The organism is Oryzobacter terrae (genome assembly GCF_042756445.1).
Taxonomy (GTDB): domain Bacteria; phylum Actinomycetota; class Actinomycetes; order Actinomycetales; family Dermatophilaceae; genus Oryzobacter; species Oryzobacter terrae.
This window is the reverse complement of record NZ_CP170578.1, coordinates 1248478-1267580: the sequence shown is the minus strand read 5'-3', so window position 1 is coordinate 1267580 and position 19103 is coordinate 1248478. Positions and strand designations below refer to the sequence as shown.

Sequence of the window (19103 nt, the reverse complement as noted above, 5' to 3'; positions counted from 1 at the left end):
GGCCTCGTGAGCGACGCCCCCCTCCAGCCCACCGCACCCCACCACGACGACCCCGACCACGTCGTCGTCGAGGGCGGCGGGCCGGTCCACCTCGCCGACCGCCCCGTCCTCGTCGTCGACTTCGGCGCCCAGTACGCGCAGCTCATCGCGCGGCGTGTCCGCGAGGCCAGCTGCTTCAGCGAGGTCGTCCCCCACTCGATGCCCGTGGCCGAGATGCTCGCCAAGGAGCCGGCCGCCATCATCCTGTCGGGCGGTCCGTCGTCGGTCTACGAGGAGGGCGCCCCCTCCCTCGACCCCGCGCTGCTGCGGGCCGGCGTCCCCGTCTTCGGCATGTGCTACGGCTTCCAGGCGATGGCCCGGGCGCTCGGCGGCACGGTGGAGAAGACCGGCCTGTCCGAGTTCGGCGCCACCCCCGCGCGGATCTCCGACACGACCTCGACCCTGTTCAACGGCCAGCCCGACGAGCAGTCGGTGTGGATGAGCCACGGCGACTCGGTGTCGGAGGCGCCGGCCGGCATGCGGGTCACCGCCACGACCTCCGGCGCACCGGTCGCCGGCTTCGAGGACGACGAGCGCCACCTCTACGGCGTCCAGTGGCACCCCGAGGTGCTGCACTCGACCTTCGGCCAGCAGGTCCTCGAGAACTTCCTCCTCCGCGGCGCGGGGCTGTCGGGGGAGTGGACCGCGGCCAACGTCGTCGAGGACCTCGTCACCTCGGTGCGCGCCCAGATCGGCGAGGCCCGCGTCATCTGCGGGCTGTCCGGCGGCGTCGACTCCTCGGTGGCGGCGGCGCTCGTCCAGAAGGCCGTCGGCGACCAGCTGACCTGCGTGTTCGTCGACCACGGGCTGCTGCGCTCGGGCGAGGCCGAGCAGGTCGAGAAGGACTTCGTCGCGGCGACCGGGGTCGACCTCGTCGTCGTGGACGCCAAGGACCGCTTCCTCTCCGCGCTCGCCGGGGTCACCGACCCCGAGGAGAAGCGCAAGATCATCGGTCGCGAGTTCATCCGCGTCTTCGAGCAGGCCGCCCGCGACGTCGTCGGCTCGCACGCGGGCGCCGAGGACCACCCGGTCGAGTTCCTCGTCCAGGGCACGCTCTACCCCGACGTCGTCGAGTCCGGCGGTGGCAGCGGCACCGCGAACATCAAGTCGCACCACAACGTCGGCGGGCTGCCCGACGACCTCCAGTTCAAGCTCGTCGAGCCGCTGCGGCTGCTCTTCAAGGACGAGGTGCGCCAGGTCGGCCTCGAGCTCGGCGTCCCCGAGGGGATCGTCTGGCGCCAGCCGTTCCCGGGCCCGGGCCTGGGCATCCGGATCGTCGGAGAGGTCACGGCCGAGAACCTCGACGTCCTGCGGGCCGCCGACCAGATCGCCCGCGAGGAGCTGACCTCCGCCGGGCTCGACCGCGACATCTGGCAGTGCCCGGTCGTCCTCCTCGCGGGTGTGCGCTCGGTCGGCGTCCAGGGCGACGGCCGCACCTACGGGCACCCCGTCGTCCTGCGGCCGGTGTCGTCGGAGGACGCCATGACCGCCGACTGGACCCGCGTCCCCTACGACGTGCTCGCGAAGATCTCGACGCGCATCACCAACGAGGTGCGCGAGGTCAACCGGGTCGTCCTCGACGTCACGAGCAAGCCGCCGGGCACCATCGAGTGGGAGTGACGCGCTAGACCAGGGCGATCGCCAGCGCGAACACCCCGACCAGGGCCGCGACCACCAGCCCGATGCTCCCGAGGATGATCGCGATGCTCGCGGCGAGCCCGCGGCGGCGCTGGGGCTCGAGCCCGATGTCCCCCCGCGAGAACACGTGGTGGGGCGCGGCGTAGAACACGGGGACGACCCCGCCCGGCGGGACGTCGACCTCCAGGCTGGCCTCGCCGTAGCGGCGCGTCCACTGGGCGTGGACGTCGACCCGGTTCGGCCCGGCCCAGACGGGCACGTCCATCGTCCCGTAGCGGCTGTTCAGCCGGTGCCCGCCGACGTGCACCACCGGGGTCAGTCCCGCTGTCAGGGCGTTCCCCTGGAGGGTGAGCCGGATGGTGCCCTGCGGGCGCGGTCCCTGCGGTGCCGGTCCCCCCGGCGTCACCTCGGTCATGGCGCCCGAGGCTAGTGGACGGCGAAGGATGGTTGGCGGCCCCGACCCGGTCGCCCTCGGGGGCGCGCAGCCATCCCTCGTCGAGGCGTGGGCGCGGCGAGCTCGCGGCCTCAGCGCAGGAGGCCGTAGAGGACGAACACGGCGACGACGGCGACGATGATCGCGGCCTGCGGAGAGGGGGCGATCCGGCGCCAGCCCGTCGGCGTCGTGCTGGACATGACGCCGGGCAGGCCGTACATCCACGGCGGGGAGTAGTGCACGGTCTCGACCGCTCCGGGGGCGACGTCGACCGCGAGCTCCGCGTGCCCGTGCTCGGCCATCGCCGTCACGTAGGCCCGCACGACGGTGCGCCCCGCGGGCACGGGGACGTCCTGGGTCCCGAACCGCGCGGGGACGAGCCGGTCGTTGACGTGCACCGTGGGGCGGAACGGCCCGTAGCCCGGGATCGTGAGCCGGATGACCCCACCCGCGGGGGCGTCGGGGACGGTCATGCGGACGGGGCCGGGTGAGGTCGCGCAGGGGACATGGTGGGACGGTAGCCACGGAGCCGACCGTCCGTGGCACCCTTGGCTCGACTACCCACTGGTAACCAAAGGCGGCGACCATGCAGACCAGCACGACGACCGTGACCGCGAGCGACGGGACGGGCCTCCACACCCACCGCTGGCTCCCCGACGGCGAGCCCAGGGGCGTCGTCCAGATCGCGCACGGGATGGCCGAGCACGCCGCCCGCTACACCCGCCTCGCCGAGGCCCTGACCGCGGCCGGGTACGCCGTCTACGCCCACGACCACCGCGGCCACGGCGCAACCGCCGCCAAGGCCGACCACGGGTACTTCGCCGACCGGGACGGCTGGGCCACCGTCGTCGCCGACCTCCGGGCGGTCACCCGCTTCGCCCAGGAGGAGAACCCGGGGCTGCCCGTCTTCCTCCTCGGTCACTCGATGGGGTCGTTCCTCTCACGTGCCTACGTCATCGAGGACAGCCGCGACCTCGCCGGGCTCGTGCTCTCGGGGACCGCGGGGGACCCCGGGCCGCTCGGCAAGGTCGGCCTCGGTGTCGCGGCGGCCGAGTCGCGGCTGCGGGGGCGCCGGCACGTCAGCCCGCTGCTCGACAAGCTGACCTTCGGCCAGTTCAACTCGGCCTACAAGCCGGCCCGCACCGACTTCGACTGGCTCTCGCGCGACGAGGCCGAGGTCGACCGCTACGTCGCCGACCCGCAGTGCGGGAACACCTTCACCAGCGGCTTCTTCAGCGACCTGTTCGGCGGGCTGCAGGGCATCAACGACAAGCGCCGCGTGGCGCGGGTGCGCCGCGACCTGCCGATCCTCCTCATCGCGGGCGACCAGGACCCCGTCGGCGACAAGGGCAAGGGCCCGCGGTCGGTGCGCGAGCAGTACGCGGCGGCGGGCGTCACCGACACCACGGTCACGCTCTACCCCGGCGCGCGCCACGAGATCTTCAACGAGACCAACCGCGACGAGGTGACGGCCGACCTCGTCCGCTGGCTCGACGCCCACCTGCCAACCGGCTGACCGCCCGGGCGCCGCTCCACCCGACTTTTGCGCCCTTCACCCGGGACACAAACCGGGGTGAAGCGCGCAAGTTCGGGGTTACCCCGAACTTGCGCCAGGCCCGCGCACGGATGGAGGGGCGCCCGCGAGTCGGCGTGACGCGGCATCCGTGGCAGGCTTGAGGTCCGGGGCGCCCGCCCCACCAGCACCACCCGAGCCCCACCAGCACGACCCGAGCACCACCCGAGGGCAGCGCCCTCGGCAGCTCCGCCCCCGAGGACAGGACGAACCAGACGCATGTGCGGCATCGCCGGCTACCACGGGCTCCCGGAGGACCGGGCGCTCCTGACCCGCATGAACGACTGCCAGCAGCACCGTGGCCCCGACGGCGAGGGCATCGTCACCGACGGCGCCTGCGGACTGGCGCACCGTCGCCTCTCGATCATCGACGTCGCCCACGGCCAGCAGCCGATGGAGACCGCCGACGGCCGCTACGTCATCGCCTACAACGGCGAGGTCTACAACTACCTCGACCTGCGCTCGGACCTGCAGGCCCAGGGCCGCACGTTCGTCACCGACAGCGACACCGAGGTCGTCCTCCAGGCCTTCGCCCAGTGGGGGCCCGAGGCGTTCGACCGCTTCAACGGCATGTTCGGCCTGGCCATCTGGGACCGTCGCGACCAGCGGCTCACCCTGGCCCGCGACCACTTCGGCATCAAGCCGCTCTACGTCGCGCGCGTCCCGCACCCCGAGGGCGACGGCGAGGTCCTCCTCTTCTCCAGCGAGATCAAGCCGATCCTCGCCAGCGGGCTCTACGACAAGAAGGTCAACGAGCGCTCGGTCTACCGGTACCTGCGCTTCCGCGCCCACGAGGACGGTACCGAGACCTTCTTCGACGGCATCGAGCGACTGGCCCCCGGCGAGATGCTCACCGCCGACGCGACGGGCGTCCAGCGGCGCATGTTCACCCGGCTCAAGGAGGAGCTCCTCGAGCTCGCGAGCGTCCAGCGCCCCTACGACGCCGCCGCGGCCGCCGAGTACAAGCGACGCCTCGTCGAGTCGGTGCGGCTGCGCCTGCAGTCCGAGGTCCCCGTGGGCACCAGCCTCTCGGGCGGGCTCGACAGCAGCGCCGTCGCGGTCATCATCAACCAGCTGCTCGACGAGGGCGACTCGCTGTCGCTGAGCGCGGTCGGCGCCCGGCAGAACACCTTCTCGGCGGTCTTCCCGGGCTCGATCAACGACGAGGAGCGCTACGTCGACGACGTCCTCGACATCTGCACCGGCCACGTCGAGTCGCACAAGATCAAGCCCACGGCCGACGAGTTCAAGGCCGACCTGCTCGACTTCGTCCGCACCCAGGAGGAGCCGCTCATCTCCTCGGGTCCCTACGCGCAGTTCCAGGTGATGCGCGAGGCCACCCGGCACGTCACCGTCCTGCTCGACGGCCAGGGCGCCGACGAGATGATGGCCGGCTACATCCCCTACTACGCCGTCTACCTCCGGCAGCTGCGCGCCCAGGGCGCCGCCGTCGCCGCGGCCGAGCTCGCCAAGAGCCTCGACGTCCTCTACCGGCTGGGCCGCTTCAAGCTCAAGGCCAAGGTCAGGCTGAAGAAGTCGGTCCCCACGACGCAGCTGATGGACGCGGCGTTCGTCCGGGCCCACAGCGGCGAGAAGTACGCCAGCGAGGGCGCGAACCTCAAGAAGCGCCTCGTCGAGGACCTCTTCCACAACTCGCTGCCCAGCCTGCTGCGCTACGAGGACAAGAACACGATGCGCTTCTCCCTCGAGGGGCGCGTGCCGTTCCTCGACAAGGAGGTCGTGAAGTTCGTCTTCAGCCTCTCCGACGAGGCGATCATCAAGGACGGCTGGAACAAGCGGGTGCTGCGCGATGCCACCCGTGGCCTGCTGCCCGAGTCGATCAACCGCCGCCGCAACAAGATCGGGTTCACCACCCCGCAGGTCGAGTGGTTCATGCGGCTGAAGAACCACTTCTACAACATCTTCCTCAGCGAGTCGTTCGCCAACCGCCCGTACGTGAACCAGACCGAGGTCATCGCGGCGTTCGAGGGCTGGATCAAGGGCGCCAACGACGTCGACACGATGACGTTCTGGCGCCTGATCAACCTCGAGCTGTGGCTGCGCGAGTTCTTCGACGACAATGACGACGGTGCCGACGCCGCGCAGGCCGCCCGCGCCGCACACGTCAAGACCGACTACGAGGCCAACGAGCGGCGCGAGCTCGACCTCGTCACCGCGCGGGGCGAGACGGTGCGCCGCTACCCGGTGCGCACCGAGCTGGTCAGCAAGGACGACGACCTCGACGCCCGCGTCGTCGAGCACGTCGACCGCTTCTTCGCCGGCCTGCCCTCGGCCGGGCCCGAGCACGCCGCCGCGACGTCCGGGCCCTGGTGGTTCTTCATCTCCGAGAAGATCGTCGCGATCACCCAGGGCCGCTCCTACTTCGTCTGGGACATCAAGGTCGGCCGCCCCGCGCGGGTGCTGTCCCGCTACGTCACCCGCACGCCCGCGGGCATCGGCCTCGGCAGCCCCTTCACGATGCAGCTCGCCATCCAGGAGGCCGGCCTCCCGCGGGTCCTGTACGCCTCCGCGGGGGGCGCCATCGGCAAGGTCATCGGGCGCAAGGGGCTGTTCTACGAGCTCGTCGGCAACTCCATCAACGCCATCGACGGGCCCACCGAGTACTCCGCGTACCCGAGCAACGTCTCGGCCAAGCTCGCCCCCAAGGACCCCGACGACGTGGCGGCCCGCCTCACCGCGGCCATCCGCGAGCGGCTGCCCGAGCCGTGGCGCTCGACCTTCCAGGGGACCGTCGTCATGGACGCCAACGACATCGGGCGCAACGTGCTCGGCGCCGACGTCGCGCAACCGTGGGACCGCTACGAGGAGATGTTCGCCGACAACCCTCTCGGGCAGGGCAGCGAGCAGACCCCGATGGCGATGGTCTTCCTCCGCGACGACGCCTGAGGCGTCAGGAGGGAGCGGGGCCCTCGGGCGACGGGGCGGTCCGACCGGCGGTCGGCACGAACGTGGGTTCCGACCCCTCGGGGGGCGGGGCGACCTTGGGGCTCACCGACCACAGCAGCCACCCGAGGCCGCCGAGGGGCACCTCCATGAGGTGGGTGAGGATCGAGAACAGGACGACACCGGCCGTGGCGGCCGCGGGCTCGGCGCCCCAGCCGACGAGGACGGCCGCCGTCGCCGTCTCGGTGACCCCGACGCCGCCCGGCGTGATGCCGACCGCCGTGAGGAGGCGTCCGATCGCGAACGCGGCGAACAGCAGGTTGAGCGGCATCGTCGTGACGCCGGTCTCGCGCATCACGAGGACGAAGAGCACGTAGTAGGCCCCGAAGAACCCGATCATGCCCAGGGTCATCGACGGCCACCCGCTGGAGACGACGTCGTTGATCCGGGCGCGCAGGTCGTGGACGAGCTCCTGGATGCTCATCTGCGGCTTCCCCGAGGCGCGGCTGCGCTTGCGCAGGAGCGGGCCGAGCAGCCGGTCGACGGTGCGGCCGATGACCTGCGCCGCGCGCTCGCTCGCCATGATCGCGACGAAGGCCACGAGGATGGCCAGCCCCGTGATGGCGCCCCCGACCGCGAGCTCGGTGAGGACCGCCGGCAGGCTGACCCCACCGGCCCACAGCGCGAGGATCGCGACGACGGGCAGGGCGATGCGGGCCAGGACGTTCCAGACGCCGGTCACGATCGCCGAGGTCGACGTCGCACGGCGGGTGAAGCCCCACGACCGGCACATCGCGTACGTGGCCGCGAGCCCGACGGCCCCCCCTCCCGGCAGGAGGTTGGAGACCGAGGAGCCGCAGAGGTTGATGATGAGCGCCTTGGAGTGGCTGAGGCCGCGCAGCGCCCCGGTGAAGGTGAAGGTGTAGCTCCACAGGCCGAGGAGCATGAGGACCTGGAAGCCGAGGACGTGGCTGAGGGGCACGGCGCGCACGTGCGTCCAGATCTCGCTCCACGAGGTCTTCGCGAAGTACGGCAGGCCCCAGATGAGGAGGGCGGCGGCGAGCCCGAGGCCGACGACGGCCTGGAGCACCTGCTTGGTGCGCACGCTCATGCCTCCCCCTCGAAGATCTCGGTCCTGACCCGGCCCCCCGGTGGGAGCGACGGGTCGCGGAACCACTCCCTCCCGAACACCAGATCGTAGAGGGGTCGGGGGATCCGGAGGAAGGCCGCGAGGGTCCGGTCGCCCGTCTGGCCCCCGGCGCCGACCGCGGCCGCGCCGCCCCCGGTGGCCTGCGAGGCGTGGGCCCGCATCGACGCCCGCTTCGCCGCGACGTGGCGCCGCACCGAGATCCGGTGGGTCACGTCGGCGCGGGCCGAGAAGGCGCGCTCCAGGCTCGTGGGGTCGAACTCGGCGGGGAAGCGGTAGACCCGGGCGGCGAGCCGGACGGCGCGCACGATGGCGTCGCGCGGGATCGTGGCCTCGAGGACGCGCGGGGTCGCGGCGATCTCGGCCGCTCGCGCCCCGACCTCGTGGACGCGGACGTGGTCGCGGTGCCCGTACCCGCCGTTGGCGTCGTAGGAGAGGAGGAGGTCGGCGCGCTCGGTGCGCAGGACGGCCGCCAGCCGCTCGGCGGCCTCCTCGAGGGGGGCGCGGCAGAAGCGGGTGACGCCGGGGGCGTCGGGGCCGGGCGCCGGGCCGCTGCCGCTGTCGGCGTAGCCGAGCCACTCGACGCGGGCGACGCCGAGGGCCTGCGCGGAGCGCTCCGCCTCGACGAGCCGGCGCTCCCCGAGCCGCCCGTCGGCCCGGAGCGCCTCGGAGGCCAGTCCCGCCCCGCCGTCGGTGGCGAGGACGAGGACGACCCGGTGGCCGTCGTCGGCCAGCCGGGCCATCGTGCCCGCGGTCAGGAGGGCCTCGTCGTCGGGGTGGGCGTGGAACGCCACGATCGTGCGGGACATCGTCGCCCATCCTCGCGCATGGCAGGGTTGAGCCTCGTGAAGGTCGCCATGCTCACCGACTGCTACCCGCCGCGGCTCGGTGGCATCGAGTCGCAGGTGCGCGACCTCTCCCGTCACCTCGTGGAGGCGGGGCACGACGTGGAGGTGTTCACGGCCACCACCGGCCCCGACGGTGAGAGGGGTGGCGCCACCACGGTCGGAGACGACGGCGTGACCGTGCACCGCCTGGCCATCGCGCTGCCCTTCGGCGTCCCGGTGAACCCCTTCGCGCGCTCCGAGGTGCGTCGGCGGCTGGCCGCCGGTGGCTTCGACGTGGCCCACGCGCACCTCGGCGTCGTGAGCCCGTTCGCCACCGACCTCGTGCCCCTCGCCCTCGACCTCGGGCTGCCCGTGACGGCCACGTTCCATTGCGTCATCGACCGCTCCCGACCGGTGTTCCGGGCGGTGGGCCACCTCGCGCGCTGGGCCCGGCGCGGGGTCGCCCTCGGCGCGGTGTCGTCGATGGCCGCGGCGCGGGTCTCCGACGCGGCCCGCGGCGCCCGGGTCGAGGTCGTCCCCAACGGGGTCGACGTGGCCTGGTGGCGTACCGGCGCCGCCGGCGACGCCGGCGCCGCCGCCGGCGTCGCTGACGACGGGACGGCGGTGGGGGGCGGTGCTCGCTCGGGCGGGGCCGTGCACGTCGTCACGGCCACCCGGCTCGCGTCCCGCAAGCGGCCGCTGGCCCTGCTCGGTGCGCTGCGCGCGGCCCGTGGGCTCCTGGACCCCGCGGTGCCCCTGCGGGCGACCGTCGTCGGCGAGGGACCGCAGCGCCGCGTCCTCGAGCGGTACGTCAGGACCCATGGCCTCGACTGGGTCGAGCTCCCCGGGCGGGTCGACCGTGAGGCGCTGCGCCGCCTCCACCACTCCGCCGACGCGTACCTCACCGCGACGCGGCTCGAGGCGTTCGGCATCGCGGCCCTCGAGGCGCGTGCGGCCGGCCTGCCGGTGGTCGCGCTGCGGGGCACCGGCACCGACGACTTCGTCCGCGACGGTGTCGAGGGGCTGCTCGCCGACGACGACGCCGGGCTCGCGGCGGCCCTGGCGCGCCTCGCCGGCGACGACGGGTTGCGGGAACGGCTGCGTCAGCACGTCCGCGCCGTCCCGCCGGCGCAGGACTGGGACGGCGTCCTCGAGGCGACGCTCGCCCAGTACCACCGGGCCGGGGTGCCCGTCCGGTGATCACCGTCGTGGGCGTCCACGGCGCCCGCACCGTGGCGGCCTTCGCGCTCGGGCACGGTGAGGACCCGCTCGACGGGCTGCACGCCCGGGGGTGGACCGGGCGGGCCGAACGCGTCGAGGGCGTCCGGGGCGACCTCACGCTGCGCTACGCGGTGGACCCCGCGCGTCCCGGAGCGGCCTCGACGGGGCCCGGCGGGCCGCAGGGACCGGGGCTCGACGCCACCGAGCGCGCGGGCGTCACCCCGCACCAGCGGGTGGCCGCCTACGCCGTCGTCGTCGAGGACGGCCGGCTGCTGCTCACCCAGCTCGCGGCGCGCACCGGGGCCGGCGGACGCTGGAACCTCCCGGGCGGCGGCCTCGACCCGGGGGAGGGCCCCCGGGACGCGGTGGTCCGCGAGGTCCTCGAGGAGACGGGCCAGGTCGTCGAGGGCGTCGAGCTCGTCGACGTCATGACCCAGCACTGGATCGGGCGCTCGCCGCGCGGTCTCGAGGACTATCACGCGGTGCGGCTGCTCCACACGGCACGCTGTCCGCGGCCGACCGCACCCGTCGTCCACGACGTGGGTGGGTCGACCGCGGACGCCCGGTGGGTGCGGCTCGACGAGCTGGGGTCCGTGGAGGTCGTGGCGAGCGTCGCGGTGGCCCTGCGGGCCGCCGGCGTCGCCGACCTCCACGCCGGCCCTCAGTCCTGACCGCGGCTCGCGCGCAGGCCGAGGCCCCCGACGAGGAGGACGAGCACCCCGGCACCGACGACCGTCCACGGACCGAGGTCGCCCCACGGCACGTCGATCCCGACGATCTCGGTGAACAGGGTGGTCGCCGCGACGACGAGGCCGAGCAGGCCCAGGACGATGGCGAAGGGGGCCGGGCCCTTGACGTACTCGCGGGGCGGGGGCTGCACGGAGGTCGCCGGGGCCTGGTCGGGCCGCACCGCCGTGGCGGTGGCCGTGGTGCCGGGGGCCGCCCCGCCGGGGGCGGGGGCCCACGTCGTCCCGGCGGTCGTGGGCACGGCGGTCGTGGGCTCGTCGAAGACCTCGCGGGCGAGCGCGTCGTCGGTGCGGTCGTCCGGTCCCTGGGTGCTGTCGTTGGTCGTCATCACTGCTCCTCGATGGTGATCTCGCCGACCCCGAGCTGGGCGTCGATCGTCACGGCTGTGGGGCCGTCGCCCACGGTGGTGGTGACCGAGCGGTCGGGCCCGGTCGAGTCGGGGGCGGTCGACCCGTCGGCGGACCGCTGCATGATGGAGCCGAAGCCGACGCTGGCCCCGATCTGGGCCGAGACGCCCTCGGGGACGAGGATGCGGAGGTCACCGGCGCCGACCTCGACGGAGATGACCTGTCGTCGCGCCGGGTCCGCCTCGGCGCCGGCGAAGCGGGCCAGGTCGAGGACGACGTCGCCGCCCCCGTGCTCGAAGCGGGTCTCCCCGGCGGCCGGGACCGGGGTCCAGGTGCGGGGGCCGAAGCCGGAGGACTCCTCGAGGTCGACCCGCGACGCCGCGGCCGAGCCGACGAGCAGGAAGGCGAGGAGGACGGTGAGGAAGCCGCTGAAGCCCGCGGCCCGGCCGGAGATGCCGAGGGTGAGCACGGCGAGCGAGACACCGGTCAGGCCGATGAGCAGGCCGAGCGTGCCGGCGCTGCCGGGGTAGCCGAGGGGCTCGGCGAGGGCGACGCCCAGCCCGAGGCCGACGAGGGCGATGCCGAGCGACACCAGGCCGACGAACCAGCTGGGGCGGCGACGCCGCGGACGCGGCGGGGGCAGAGGGGCGACGGGACGCGGCGGGGCCGGCGGGGCCGGGTGGCCGCCCCAGGGCTGGCCGCCCCAGGGCTGCTGGCCGCCGTAGGGGCCGGGCTGCGGCGCGGCGCCGTACGGGGCCTGCTGGCCGGGGGGCATCGCGTAGCCGGGGGAGGCCGAGGCCCCCGGGGCGGCGGCGCCCGCCGGCGGGGAGAACGCGGTCGTGGGGGCGTTCATCGGGGCTCCTCCTGGAGGGGGCGGGGGCGGGGTGCTCCCGGCGGGCGCCGGGACGTGGGTGGGCGACGGACCGGAGACCCGGTCGCGCCGGATGAGGACGAAGGCGAGGCCGGCGAGGGCGACGACCCACAGGGGGGCGACCCAGCCGTTGCCCTGGCCGATCGAGAAGAACCCGCCGAGCAGGAGCAGGGCGGTGACGACGAGGAGCGCCACCGGCCCGAGGTCGCCGCGGCGGATCGCCCGCTCGGCGAGGATGTCGCCGCGCTGGTCGGGCAGGACGAGCCAGAGCACGACGTAGGCGGTGATGCCGATGCCGCCGAAGAAGGCGAGGACGACGGCGATGGCCCGCACGAGCACCGGGTCGACGTTCCAGCGCCGGCCGAGGCCGGAGCAGACCCCGCCGAACCAGCGGGCGTCGGTGTCGCGGCCGTAGCCGCTCTCCCGGAGCCGGGCGAAGGCGTCGTCGAGGGCCGAGCCGCCGTCGTGGGGGCGGGCGTAGCGGGGGTCCGGCCCGGCCGGGGGAGGCCCGGCGGGGGGCGGCGTCTGGGTGGGGTTCTCCGTCATGTCACCCACCGTGGCGCGTCAGGGGTGGCCCTCGCCATGAGGGTCGACCCTGAGCCCTCCCTGACCGGACCCCGGGTCCGGCCGTCGGGCACCCCGGCGTGCGTCAGGATGGTGGCGTGCCCGTCCCCTACGACCCCTCCGCGCGCACGGCGACCGACGCCGGCCCGGTCCTTGGCGACCCCTCGGGGCGTCCGGCCCGGCCGCCGCTCGTCCGCGACCGGGCGCGGCGCGGCTGGACGCCCGGGGTCAGCGCGGCGGTCGCCCGGCACCTGGGCCTGACGACCCGCACCGTGCGGGTCGCCTTCATCGCCTTCGCGGTCCTCGGCGGCGGCGGGATCGCCGCCTACCTCTTCCTCTGGGCGCTCACCCCCGAGGGCGACACCGACGGCAGCTCGGTCGACGTCCCGCTCTCGGGGCGGCGGCAGTGGAGCACCGTGGTCGTCGCCGGCGCCGTCCTCGTCGGCGTCGGCATCGTCCTCGTCTCCCCGCTCGTCGAGGGCTCCGGTGCCGCGGGGACCCTCGTGCCCCTCTTCGTCATCGTCGTCGGCGCGATCGTCGCGTGGTCCAACCTCGACGAGGCCCAGCGCACGCGCTGGCTCGGCTCGACCGGCTCGACCGGCGACGACACCCGGTTCCGGTGGGTCCGGGTGACCTTCGGGTCGGTCCTCGCCGTCGCCGGGATCCTCGTCCTCGTGACCCGGGGGCAGTCGCTCTCGGCCGTCTGGGACGCCCTCCTCGCCGCGGTCGCCGTGCTCGTCGGCGCGCTCATCATCGCCGCGCCGTGGGCCCTGCGGCTGTGGAGCGACCTCCGCCGCGAGCAGGTCCTGGCCGCGCGCGCGACCGAGCGGGCCGACATCGCCGCCCACCTGCACGACGGCGTCCTCCAGACCCTCGCCCTCATCCAGCGGCAGTCCACCGACTCCGCCGCGGTCACCCGTCTCGCCCGGGCCCAGGAGCGCGAGCTGCGCTCGTGGCTCTACGCCGGGCCCCAGGGGTCGCAGGCCTCGCTCGCCGCGGCGGTCACCGAGGTCGCCCACGAGGTCGAGGACCTCCACGGCGTGCCGATCGACCTCGTCGTCACCGGCGACCGCCCGCAGGGACCGCACGGCGCCGCCCTGGCCCAGGCGATGCGCGAGGCGCTCCAGAACGCCGTCCGCCACGGCTCCGCACCCGTCACCGCGTACGTCGAGATCGGCCCCACCGGGGTCGAGGCCTTCGTCCGCGACCGCGGCGAGGGGTTCGACCTCGACGCCGTCCCGGTCGACCGGCTCGGCGTCCGGCACTCGATCCTGGCCCGGATGGAGCGGCACGGCGGCACCGCCCGCGTGCGGCGCCGCGACGACGGCACCGAGGTGGAGCTGACGCTGCCACCCGTCGAAGGAGGAGAGGCATGAGCACTCCCAGCACTCCCAGCACCCCCGCGACGCCGAAGGGCGGCGTCCCGGCACCGGTGCGCGTCGTCCTCGTCGACGACCACCGGATGTTCCGCACCGGGGTGCGCGCCGAGCTGAGCGAGGCGATGCTCGCCGGCGGCCAGGCCGTGTGCGAGTTCGTCGGCGAGGCCCCCGACGTCGAGACCGCCGTCTCGGTCATCCGGTCCGAGCAGCCCGACGTCGTCCTCCTCGACGTCCACCTCCCCGGCGGCAACGGCAACGGGGGCGTCGACGTCATCGCGAGCTGCGTCGGGGTCGAGAGCCGCTCCGGTGGGCCGGTCCGCTTCCTCGCGCTGTCGGTCTCCGACGCCGCCGAGGACGTCATCGCCGTCATCCGCGCCGGCGCCCGCGGCTACGTGACGAAGACGATCGGCGCGCGCGACCTCATCGTGTCGATCCGCCGGGTGGCCGACGGGGACGCCGTGTTCTCCCCGCGCCTGGCCGGCTTCGTCCTCGACGCCTTCGGCGCCGCCGCCGGGGAGATCGCCGAGGTCGACGAGGAGCTCAACCGCCTCTCGGTCCGCGAGCGCGAGGTCATGCGGCTCATCGCCCGCGGCTACCAGTACAAGGAGGTCGCCAAGGAGCTCTTCATCTCGGTCAAGACGGTCGAGACGCACGTCTCCGCGGTGCTCCGCAAGCTCCAGCTCTCCTCGCGCCACGAGCTGACGGCGTGGGCGATGGGGCGTCGTCTCCTCTGAGGGTCCCGCGCCCTAGGGTGTCGGCATGGACCTCGTGCACCACCTCCTCGTCCTGCTCCACCTCCTCGGGATGGCCGCGGTCGTCGGCAGCGCCGTCTTCGTCGCGCGGGGCCGGGTCACGCCGGCGCTGCTCTGGGGCGCGCGGGCGCAGGTGCTCACCGGCCTGCTGCTCGTCGGGCTGCTCGAGGCCGGCGACGAACCGGTGAACCACCCCAAGGTCGGGGTCAAGCTCGTCGTCGCGATCGCGGTGGCCGCGTGCGCCGAGATCGCCGCGGGCAGGTCCCGCCGCGGCGCGGGCGAGCAGGTGACGCTCGTCCACGCGGCCGGGGCGCTCGCCGTCCTCAACACCGCCGTCGCGGTGCTGTGGACCTCGTCCTCCTGAGGCCGTCGCCCGGCCGGTGGCTCAGGTCGCGAGGAAGGCCGGGACGCGCTCCTTCGGGCGGCCGATGATGGCGCGCTGGCCGCGCACGAGGACCGGCCGCTGGAGCAGCCGCGGGTGCTCGAGGAGCACCGCGACGACCTGCTCCCTGGTGCGGACGTCGTCGTCGGTCAGGCCGAGGCCCGTGAAGTACGGGTCGCGGCGGACCAGTGCCGTCGGCTCGTCCTCGAGCTTGTCGAGGAGGTCGCGCAGGGCGGTGCCGTCGAGCGGCGTCCTCAGGTAGTGGACGACCTCGTGGTCGAGCCCGGAGGCCTCCACCTGTTCCAGCGCCGACCGCGAGGTCGAGCACGCCCGGTTGTGGAGGATCGTCACGTCGGCCATGTCGTGGAGGCTACTCGCGGCGTGCGGTCGGGTCAGGGGAGGAGGAGCAGCTTCCCCTGGGTCCGGCGCCCCTCGAGGTCGTCGTAGGCCCGGGCCGCGTCGGCCAGGGGGTAGCGCCCGCCGACGGCGACGTGGAGCGACCCGTCGGCGACGGCGCCGAGCACCTCGCCGGCCCGCCACTCCAGCTCCTCGCGCGTCGCGAGGTGGTGGCCGAGGGTCGGCCGGGTGAGGAAGAGGGAGCCGCCCTGGTTGAGCCGCTGGATCTCGAACGGCGGCACCTGGCCGCTGGCCGCGCCGAACAGGGCGAGCGTCCCGCGCGGGCGCAGGCTCGCGAGGGAGGCGTCGAAGGTGTCCTTGCCGACCCCGTCGTAGGCGACGTCGACCCCCCGGCCGCCCGTGGCCTCGCGGACGGCGGCGGCGAGGTCGTCGACCGCGCGGTAGTCGATGACGTGCTCGGCTCCCAGCGACCGGGCGGTCTCGCACTTCTCGGGTCCGCCGGCCGTCGCGACGACGCTGCCGCCGCGCCGCCGCACCATCTGGACGAGCAGCTGGCCCACCCCACCGGCGGCGGCGTGGACGAGCGCGACGGTGCCCTCGCGCACGTCGTGGGTGCTCGTCACGAGGTAGTGGGCGGTGAGCCCCTGGAGCATGACGGCGGCCGCGACCTCGAGCTCGACGCCGTCGGGGACGGCGACGAGGACCGACGTGGGCTTGACGGTGAACGCCGCCGCCGAGCCGAGGTCCTGCGGCCAGGCGACCCGGTCGCCGGCGGCGAAGCCCGCGACCCCGGCGCCGACCGCGACGACGGTGCCGGCGCCCTCGTTGCCGGCGACGAAGGGCGTCGGGACGGGGTAGACGCCCTCGCGCTGGTAGACGTCGATGAAGTTGACCCCGGTGGCCGCGACCTCGACGAGCACCTCGCCGACGCCGGGCTCGCCGACGTCGCGGTCCTCGACGGCGAGGACCTCGGGTCCTCCGTGCGCGGTGACGACGAGGGCGGGACCGGTGTGCGCGCTCATGGATCCACCCTAGGCGGGCTCAGTCGGCGTCGGCGGGGACGGTGTCCGGGACCGGGACCGGGACCCAGTAGCGGCGCGAGCTGCCGCGCACGTCCTCCAGCACACCGCCGTTGCGCTCGATGACCCCGGCCGAGGTGGCGTTGTCGACGTCGCAGGTGAGGAGGACGGGGTCGATGCCGATCCGTCCGGCCTCGACGAGCCCTTCACGCAGGGCGGCGGTGGCGACCCCTGCGTTGCGGGCCGACGGGCGCACGGAGTACCCGATGTGCCCGCCGGCCTCGGTGAGGTACGGGGTGAGGCGGTGCCGCACGGCGAGGGAGCCGAGGTAGGTGTCCGGGTCGGTGTCGTCGACGACCCAGAGGAAGGTGCACGGGACGCGGCCCTCGGGGCGCGGCGCGTCCTCCTCGGCCTGCTCGAGCCGACGGGCGACGAAGCGGGCGAAGCCCTCCTCGGTCTCGAGGTTCGCACGGGTGAAGGCGACCCCGGGGAAGCCGTCGTCCGCCTCCTCGACGAGGTCGCCGTCCCCGTCACGGTGCGCCCCGCCGAACTCGGCGGAGGCCTCGAGGTAGGAGCGCTGCAGGCGGGTGGTCGGACGGACGAGGCGGATCATGCAGCGACCCTAGGTCGTGGACGTGGCTGTGGGCGAACGGGTTACGCGCCACCGGGACGGAGGGAGAGCAGGACGTCATCGAGCATCTGCGGGGTCAGCCGTCCCGTGAAGGTGTTGTGGGGGCTGACGTGGTAGCAGCCGACGAGGCGGACGGGCCGTCCCGCCGGGCTCGTGACGACGACCTGGCCGGCGTGCGTGAACTTCGGCCTGGTGGACGGGACCTGCCACCCGGCGGTGCGGGCGGCGGCGAGGGCTCCGTCCCACCCGATCGCCCCGAGGCAGAGGATGGAGTGCAGGAAGGGCTCGGCGAGCTCGAGGTCACGGCGCAGCCAGGCCGAGCAGGTCGCCTTCTCCTGCGGGGTGGGCGCGTTGTCCGGTGGTGCGCAGCGCACGGCCGCGACGATGCGCATCCCGGTCAGCCGCTGGCCGTCGCCCGCCGCGGTCGAGGTGGGGATCGCGGCGAACCCGGTGCGGTGCAGGGCCGCCCAGAGGAAGTCGCCCGAGGCGTCCCCGGTGAACATCCGGCCGGTGCGGTTCGTGCCGTTCGCGGCCGGTGCGAGCCCGACGAGGAGCGTCGGCGCCTCGGGGTCCCCGAAGGAGGGTCCCGGGCGGCCCCAGTACGGCTGGTCGGCGAACGAGGCGCGGCGGCCGGTGCGGGCGACGTCCTCACGCCACGCGACGAGACGGGGACAGGCCCGGCACACCGAGATCCGCGCCTGGAGGACGTCGAGCTCGCGGGAGCCTGCGGCGAGGCGTCGGACGCCCGCGGGGGTGCGCGCGACCCGGGTCGTGGCGTCGGCCGGGTCGCCCGGCCAGCCGGTGCCCGGCGGGACGGGGGACGCGAACTCCTGGCCCGTCACCGGGTGGGGGTCGCGCGGCTCCATCAGGCCACCGTAGGGGAGCGGGTGCGCGAGGATGCCTCCATGGCGGACGGAGCAGAGGTCACGGTGGTCGGCGGGGGCGTCGTCGGCCTGACCTCCTCCCTGGCGCTCGCCGAGGCCGGCCACCGGGTCCGCTGCGTGCGCGACGTCCCCGCGGCCGAGACCGTCTCGGCGGTGGCCGGCGGGCTCTGGTTCCCGTACCACGTCGAGCCGCGCGACCGGGTCGCCGCCTGGGGCCTCACCGCGCTCGAGTGGTTCCACTCGCTCGCCGAGGTCCCGGCCGCGGGAGTGGCGCTGCGCGAGGGCGTCATGGTCGAGCGAGGGACAGCCGACCGGTGGTGGGCCGCCGGCGTCGAGGGCCGGCGCGAGGCGGCGCCCTCGGAGCTGCCGGACGGCGCCACCGGCGGGGTCGTCTGCCGCGTGCCGCTCGTGACGATGGCCGTGCACCTCGCGTGGCTCGAGGACCGGTGTCGCGCCGTCGGGGTCGAGCTCGTCGATGGCCGGGTCGACGACGTCGGCGACGTCGAGTCGGCGGTGGTGGTCGTGGCGGCGGGTATCCGCTCGGCGGAGCTCCTCGGCGACGAGGGCCCGCAGCCCTCGCGCGGTCAGGTCGCCCTCCTCGCCAACCCCGGCCTGGACCGGTGGGTCGTCGACGACGACCACCCCGACGGCATGGTCTACGCGCTGCCGCACCCCGGTTGGGTCGTGTGCGGCGGGACCGACGTCCTGGGGTCGTGGGACCTCGAGCCGGACCCCGGGGTCCACGAGGCGATCGTGGCCAGGGTGCGGTCCGTCGTGCCCGAGCTGGCCGACGCCGAGGTCCTCGGGGCGCGGGTCGGCCTGCGTCCTGTCGCGCCCTCCGTGCGGCTGCAGCGCTCGGAGGTGGCGGGCCGGACGGTCGTGACGAACTACGGCCACGGGGGTGCCGGCGTGACGCTGGCGTGGGGCTGCGCGCAGGAGGTCGTCGGGCTGGTCGGCGGGGCGGCTGCTCCGTGACGTCGCCGGCTCACCTCGTCCTCGTCGTCGACGGCGCCAACGTCGTCGGCTCCCGTCCCGACGGGTGGTGGCGCGACCGCCCCGGGGCGGCGGCCCGCCTGCACGCGAAGGTCGTCGCGGCCGAGCTTGGCTTCGACGCGGTCGTCCTCGTCCTCGAGGGCAAGGCCCGTCCCGGGGTGGCCGAGGGGCTCGACGGCGTCGTGCGCACCGTCCACGCCGCCGGGCACGGCGACGACGAGATCGTGGCGCAGGCGCGTCGGGCCCGTGCGGACGGCTCGGAGGTCACGGTCGTCACGGCCGACCGCGAGCTCTCCCGGCGGCTCGACGACATCGGGGCGCGCGTCCTCGGGCCCGCCTGGCTCCTGAACCACTGACCGCCGGCTCCGGGTCGAGGTGACGGTCAGAGCACGAGG

General features: G+C 74.7%; 20 protein-coding genes. 10 read left to right on the top strand and 10 right to left on the bottom strand.

Annotated elements, in window-relative coordinates; all coding sequences use genetic code 11:
- Window positions 1-6 precede the first annotated feature (6 nt).
- Window positions 7-1659, top strand: a complete 1653-nt coding sequence (gene guaA, locus ACFWN3_RS05865; RefSeq protein WP_377644335.1) for a glutamine-hydrolyzing GMP synthase — start codon at window positions 7-9, stop codon at window positions 1657-1659.
- A gap of 4 nt (window positions 1660-1663) precedes the next feature.
- Here guaA and ACFWN3_RS05860 read toward each other — a convergent pair whose 3' ends face one another.
- Window positions 1664-2092: a hypothetical protein gene (locus ACFWN3_RS05860; protein WP_377644333.1), complete on the bottom strand. Its 429-nt coding sequence runs from the start codon at window positions 2090-2092 to the stop codon at window positions 1664-1666.
- 110 nt (window positions 2093-2202) lie between these two features.
- Window positions 2203-2583 carry a hypothetical protein gene (locus ACFWN3_RS05855; protein ID WP_377644331.1) on the bottom strand — a complete coding sequence of 127 codons (381 nt, stop codon included), beginning with the start codon at window positions 2581-2583 and terminating at the stop codon, window positions 2203-2205.
- A 113-nt stretch (window positions 2584-2696) separates the two neighbouring features.
- Here ACFWN3_RS05855 and ACFWN3_RS05850 point away from each other — a divergent pair, with 113 nt between their 5' ends.
- Together ACFWN3_RS05850 and asnB are read left to right on the top strand one after the other, a co-directional pair.
- Window positions 2697-3626, top strand: coding sequence for an alpha/beta hydrolase (locus ACFWN3_RS05850; protein WP_377644329.1), 930 nt, complete (start codon window positions 2697-2699; stop codon window positions 3624-3626).
- A gap of 276 nt (window positions 3627-3902) precedes the next feature.
- Window positions 3903-6590 (top strand): asparagine synthase (glutamine-hydrolyzing), encoded by a 2688-nt coding sequence (gene asnB, locus ACFWN3_RS05845; protein ID WP_377644327.1) that lies wholly within the window; start codon window positions 3903-3905, stop codon window positions 6588-6590.
- 4 nt (window positions 6591-6594) lie between these two features.
- Here the strand turns inward: asnB and ACFWN3_RS05840 are convergent, their stop codons facing one another.
- Together ACFWN3_RS05840 and ACFWN3_RS05835 are read right to left on the bottom strand one after the other, a co-directional pair.
- Complete coding sequence (locus ACFWN3_RS05840; protein ID WP_377644326.1) at window positions 6595-7698, bottom strand: lysylphosphatidylglycerol synthase transmembrane domain-containing protein; 1104 nt, start codon at window positions 7696-7698, stop codon at window positions 6595-6597.
- Window positions 7695-8543 (bottom strand): PIG-L deacetylase family protein, encoded by an 849-nt coding sequence (locus ACFWN3_RS05835; protein WP_377644324.1) that lies wholly within the window; start codon window positions 8541-8543, stop codon window positions 7695-7697. The genes ACFWN3_RS05840 and ACFWN3_RS05835 overlap by 4 nt, the downstream gene beginning before the upstream one ends.
- Before the next feature lie 18 nt (window positions 8544-8561).
- Here ACFWN3_RS05835 and ACFWN3_RS05830 point away from each other — a divergent pair, with 18 nt between their 5' ends.
- Both ACFWN3_RS05830 and ACFWN3_RS05825 read left to right on the top strand, forming a co-directional pair.
- Window positions 8562-9761: a glycosyltransferase family 4 protein gene (locus ACFWN3_RS05830; RefSeq protein WP_377644323.1), complete on the top strand. Its 1200-nt coding sequence runs from the start codon at window positions 8562-8564 to the stop codon at window positions 9759-9761.
- Entirely contained in the window at window positions 9758-10453 is a 696-nt protein-coding gene (locus ACFWN3_RS05825; RefSeq protein WP_377644321.1) for an NUDIX hydrolase, read from the top strand. Before ACFWN3_RS05830 ends, ACFWN3_RS05825 begins: the two co-directional genes overlap by 4 nt.
- Here ACFWN3_RS05825 and ACFWN3_RS05820 read toward each other — a convergent pair.
- A complete protein-coding gene (locus ACFWN3_RS05820) occupies window positions 10444-10857 on the bottom strand; it encodes a hypothetical protein (protein ID WP_377644319.1) in 414 nt (137 codons plus the stop codon). The genes ACFWN3_RS05825 and ACFWN3_RS05820 overlap by 10 nt on opposite strands.
- Window positions 10857-12293 (bottom strand): PspC domain-containing protein, encoded by a 1437-nt coding sequence (locus ACFWN3_RS05815; RefSeq protein WP_377644317.1) that lies wholly within the window; start codon window positions 12291-12293, stop codon window positions 10857-10859. The genes ACFWN3_RS05820 and ACFWN3_RS05815 overlap by 1 nt, the downstream gene beginning before the upstream one ends.
- 116 nt (window positions 12294-12409) lie before the next feature.
- Between ACFWN3_RS05815 and ACFWN3_RS05810 the strand changes: the two genes are divergently transcribed.
- The 3 genes from ACFWN3_RS05810 to ACFWN3_RS05800 are packed head-to-tail and all read left to right on the top strand — an operon-like array spanning window position 12410 to window position 14806.
- Window positions 12410-13687 (top strand): PspC domain-containing protein, encoded by a 1278-nt coding sequence (locus ACFWN3_RS05810; RefSeq protein ID WP_377644315.1) that lies wholly within the window; start codon window positions 12410-12412, stop codon window positions 13685-13687.
- On the top strand, window positions 13684-14424 hold the full coding sequence (locus tag ACFWN3_RS05805) for a LuxR C-terminal-related transcriptional regulator (protein ID WP_377644314.1): 741 nt from the start codon (window positions 13684-13686) through the stop codon (window positions 14422-14424). The genes ACFWN3_RS05810 and ACFWN3_RS05805 overlap by 4 nt, the downstream gene beginning before the upstream one ends.
- Window positions 14425-14449: 25 nt before the next feature.
- Window positions 14450-14806 carry a hypothetical protein gene (locus ACFWN3_RS05800; protein WP_377644312.1) on the top strand — a complete coding sequence of 119 codons (357 nt, stop codon included), beginning with the start codon at window positions 14450-14452 and terminating at the stop codon, window positions 14804-14806.
- Window positions 14807-14827: 21 nt separating this feature from the next.
- Here ACFWN3_RS05800 and ACFWN3_RS05795 read toward each other — a convergent pair whose 3' ends face one another.
- From ACFWN3_RS05795 to ACFWN3_RS05780, 4 genes are read right to left on the bottom strand one after another with little or no spacing between them, the layout of a single operon-like run.
- Window positions 14828-15184 (bottom strand): arsenate reductase family protein, encoded by a 357-nt coding sequence (locus ACFWN3_RS05795; RefSeq protein WP_377644310.1) that lies wholly within the window; start codon window positions 15182-15184, stop codon window positions 14828-14830.
- A 32-nt stretch (window positions 15185-15216) separates the two neighbouring features.
- The gene (locus ACFWN3_RS05790) at window positions 15217-16203 is read right to left on the bottom strand and encodes a quinone oxidoreductase family protein (RefSeq protein ID WP_377644308.1); all 987 of its coding nucleotides are present in this window, start codon (window positions 16201-16203) and stop codon (window positions 15217-15219) included.
- Window positions 16204-16222: 19 nt separating this feature from the next.
- Complete coding sequence (locus tag ACFWN3_RS05785; RefSeq protein WP_377644307.1) at window positions 16223-16813, bottom strand: GNAT family N-acetyltransferase; 591 nt, start codon at window positions 16811-16813, stop codon at window positions 16223-16225.
- A gap of 41 nt (window positions 16814-16854) precedes the next feature.
- Entirely contained in the window at window positions 16855-17697 is an 843-nt protein-coding gene (locus tag ACFWN3_RS05780; protein ID WP_377644305.1) for a uracil-DNA glycosylase, read from the bottom strand.
- A 39-nt stretch (window positions 17698-17736) separates the two neighbouring features.
- On the opposite strand from ACFWN3_RS05780, the gene ACFWN3_RS05775 reads away from it, so the two are divergent.
- Window positions 17737-18690 (top strand): NAD(P)/FAD-dependent oxidoreductase, encoded by a 954-nt coding sequence (locus ACFWN3_RS05775; RefSeq protein WP_377644303.1) that lies wholly within the window; start codon window positions 17737-17739, stop codon window positions 18688-18690.
- Entirely contained in the window at window positions 18687-19064 is a 378-nt protein-coding gene (locus ACFWN3_RS05770) for a hypothetical protein (RefSeq protein ID WP_377644302.1), read from the top strand. The genes ACFWN3_RS05775 and ACFWN3_RS05770 overlap by 4 nt, the downstream gene beginning before the upstream one ends.
- Window positions 19065-19103 lie beyond the last annotated feature (39 nt).

Bases quoted from the DNA above. Each gene is read 5' to 3' on its own strand.
- ACFWN3_RS05860 (WP_377644333.1), bottom strand. From the start codon at position 2,092: ATGACCGAGGTGACGCCGGGGGGACCGGCACCGCAGGGACCGCGCCCG.
- ACFWN3_RS05855 (WP_377644331.1), bottom strand. From the start codon at position 2,583: ATGACCGTCCCCGACGCCCCCGCGGGTGGGGTCATCCGGCTCACGATC.
- ACFWN3_RS05850 (WP_377644329.1), top strand. From the start codon at position 2,697: ATGCAGACCAGCACGACGACCGTGACCGCGAGCGACGGGACGGGCCTC.
- asnB (WP_377644327.1), top strand. From the start codon at position 3,903: ATGTGCGGCATCGCCGGCTACCACGGGCTCCCGGAGGACCGGGCGCTC.
- ACFWN3_RS05840 (WP_377644326.1), bottom strand. From the start codon at position 7,698: ATGAGCGTGCGCACCAAGCAGGTGCTCCAGGCCGTCGTCGGCCTCGGG.
- ACFWN3_RS05835 (WP_377644324.1), bottom strand. From the start codon at position 8,543: ATGTCCCGCACGATCGTGGCGTTCCACGCCCACCCCGACGACGAGGCC.
- ACFWN3_RS05830 (WP_377644323.1), top strand. From the start codon at position 8,562: ATGGCAGGGTTGAGCCTCGTGAAGGTCGCCATGCTCACCGACTGCTAC.
- ACFWN3_RS05820 (WP_377644319.1), bottom strand. From the start codon at position 10,857: ATGACGACCAACGACAGCACCCAGGGACCGGACGACCGCACCGACGAC.
- ACFWN3_RS05815 (WP_377644317.1), bottom strand. From the start codon at position 12,293: ATGACGGAGAACCCCACCCAGACGCCGCCCCCCGCCGGGCCTCCCCCG.
- ACFWN3_RS05805 (WP_377644314.1), top strand. From the start codon at position 13,684: ATGAGCACTCCCAGCACTCCCAGCACCCCCGCGACGCCGAAGGGCGGC.
- ACFWN3_RS05800 (WP_377644312.1), top strand. From the start codon at position 14,450: ATGGACCTCGTGCACCACCTCCTCGTCCTGCTCCACCTCCTCGGGATG.
- ACFWN3_RS05795 (WP_377644310.1), bottom strand. From the start codon at position 15,184: ATGGCCGACGTGACGATCCTCCACAACCGGGCGTGCTCGACCTCGCGG.
- ACFWN3_RS05790 (WP_377644308.1), bottom strand. From the start codon at position 16,203: ATGAGCGCGCACACCGGTCCCGCCCTCGTCGTCACCGCGCACGGAGGA.
- ACFWN3_RS05785 (WP_377644307.1), bottom strand. From the start codon at position 16,813: ATGATCCGCCTCGTCCGTCCGACCACCCGCCTGCAGCGCTCCTACCTC.
- ACFWN3_RS05780 (WP_377644305.1), bottom strand. From the start codon at position 17,697: ATGGAGCCGCGCGACCCCCACCCGGTGACGGGCCAGGAGTTCGCGTCC.
- ACFWN3_RS05775 (WP_377644303.1), top strand. From the start codon at position 17,737: ATGGCGGACGGAGCAGAGGTCACGGTGGTCGGCGGGGGCGTCGTCGGC.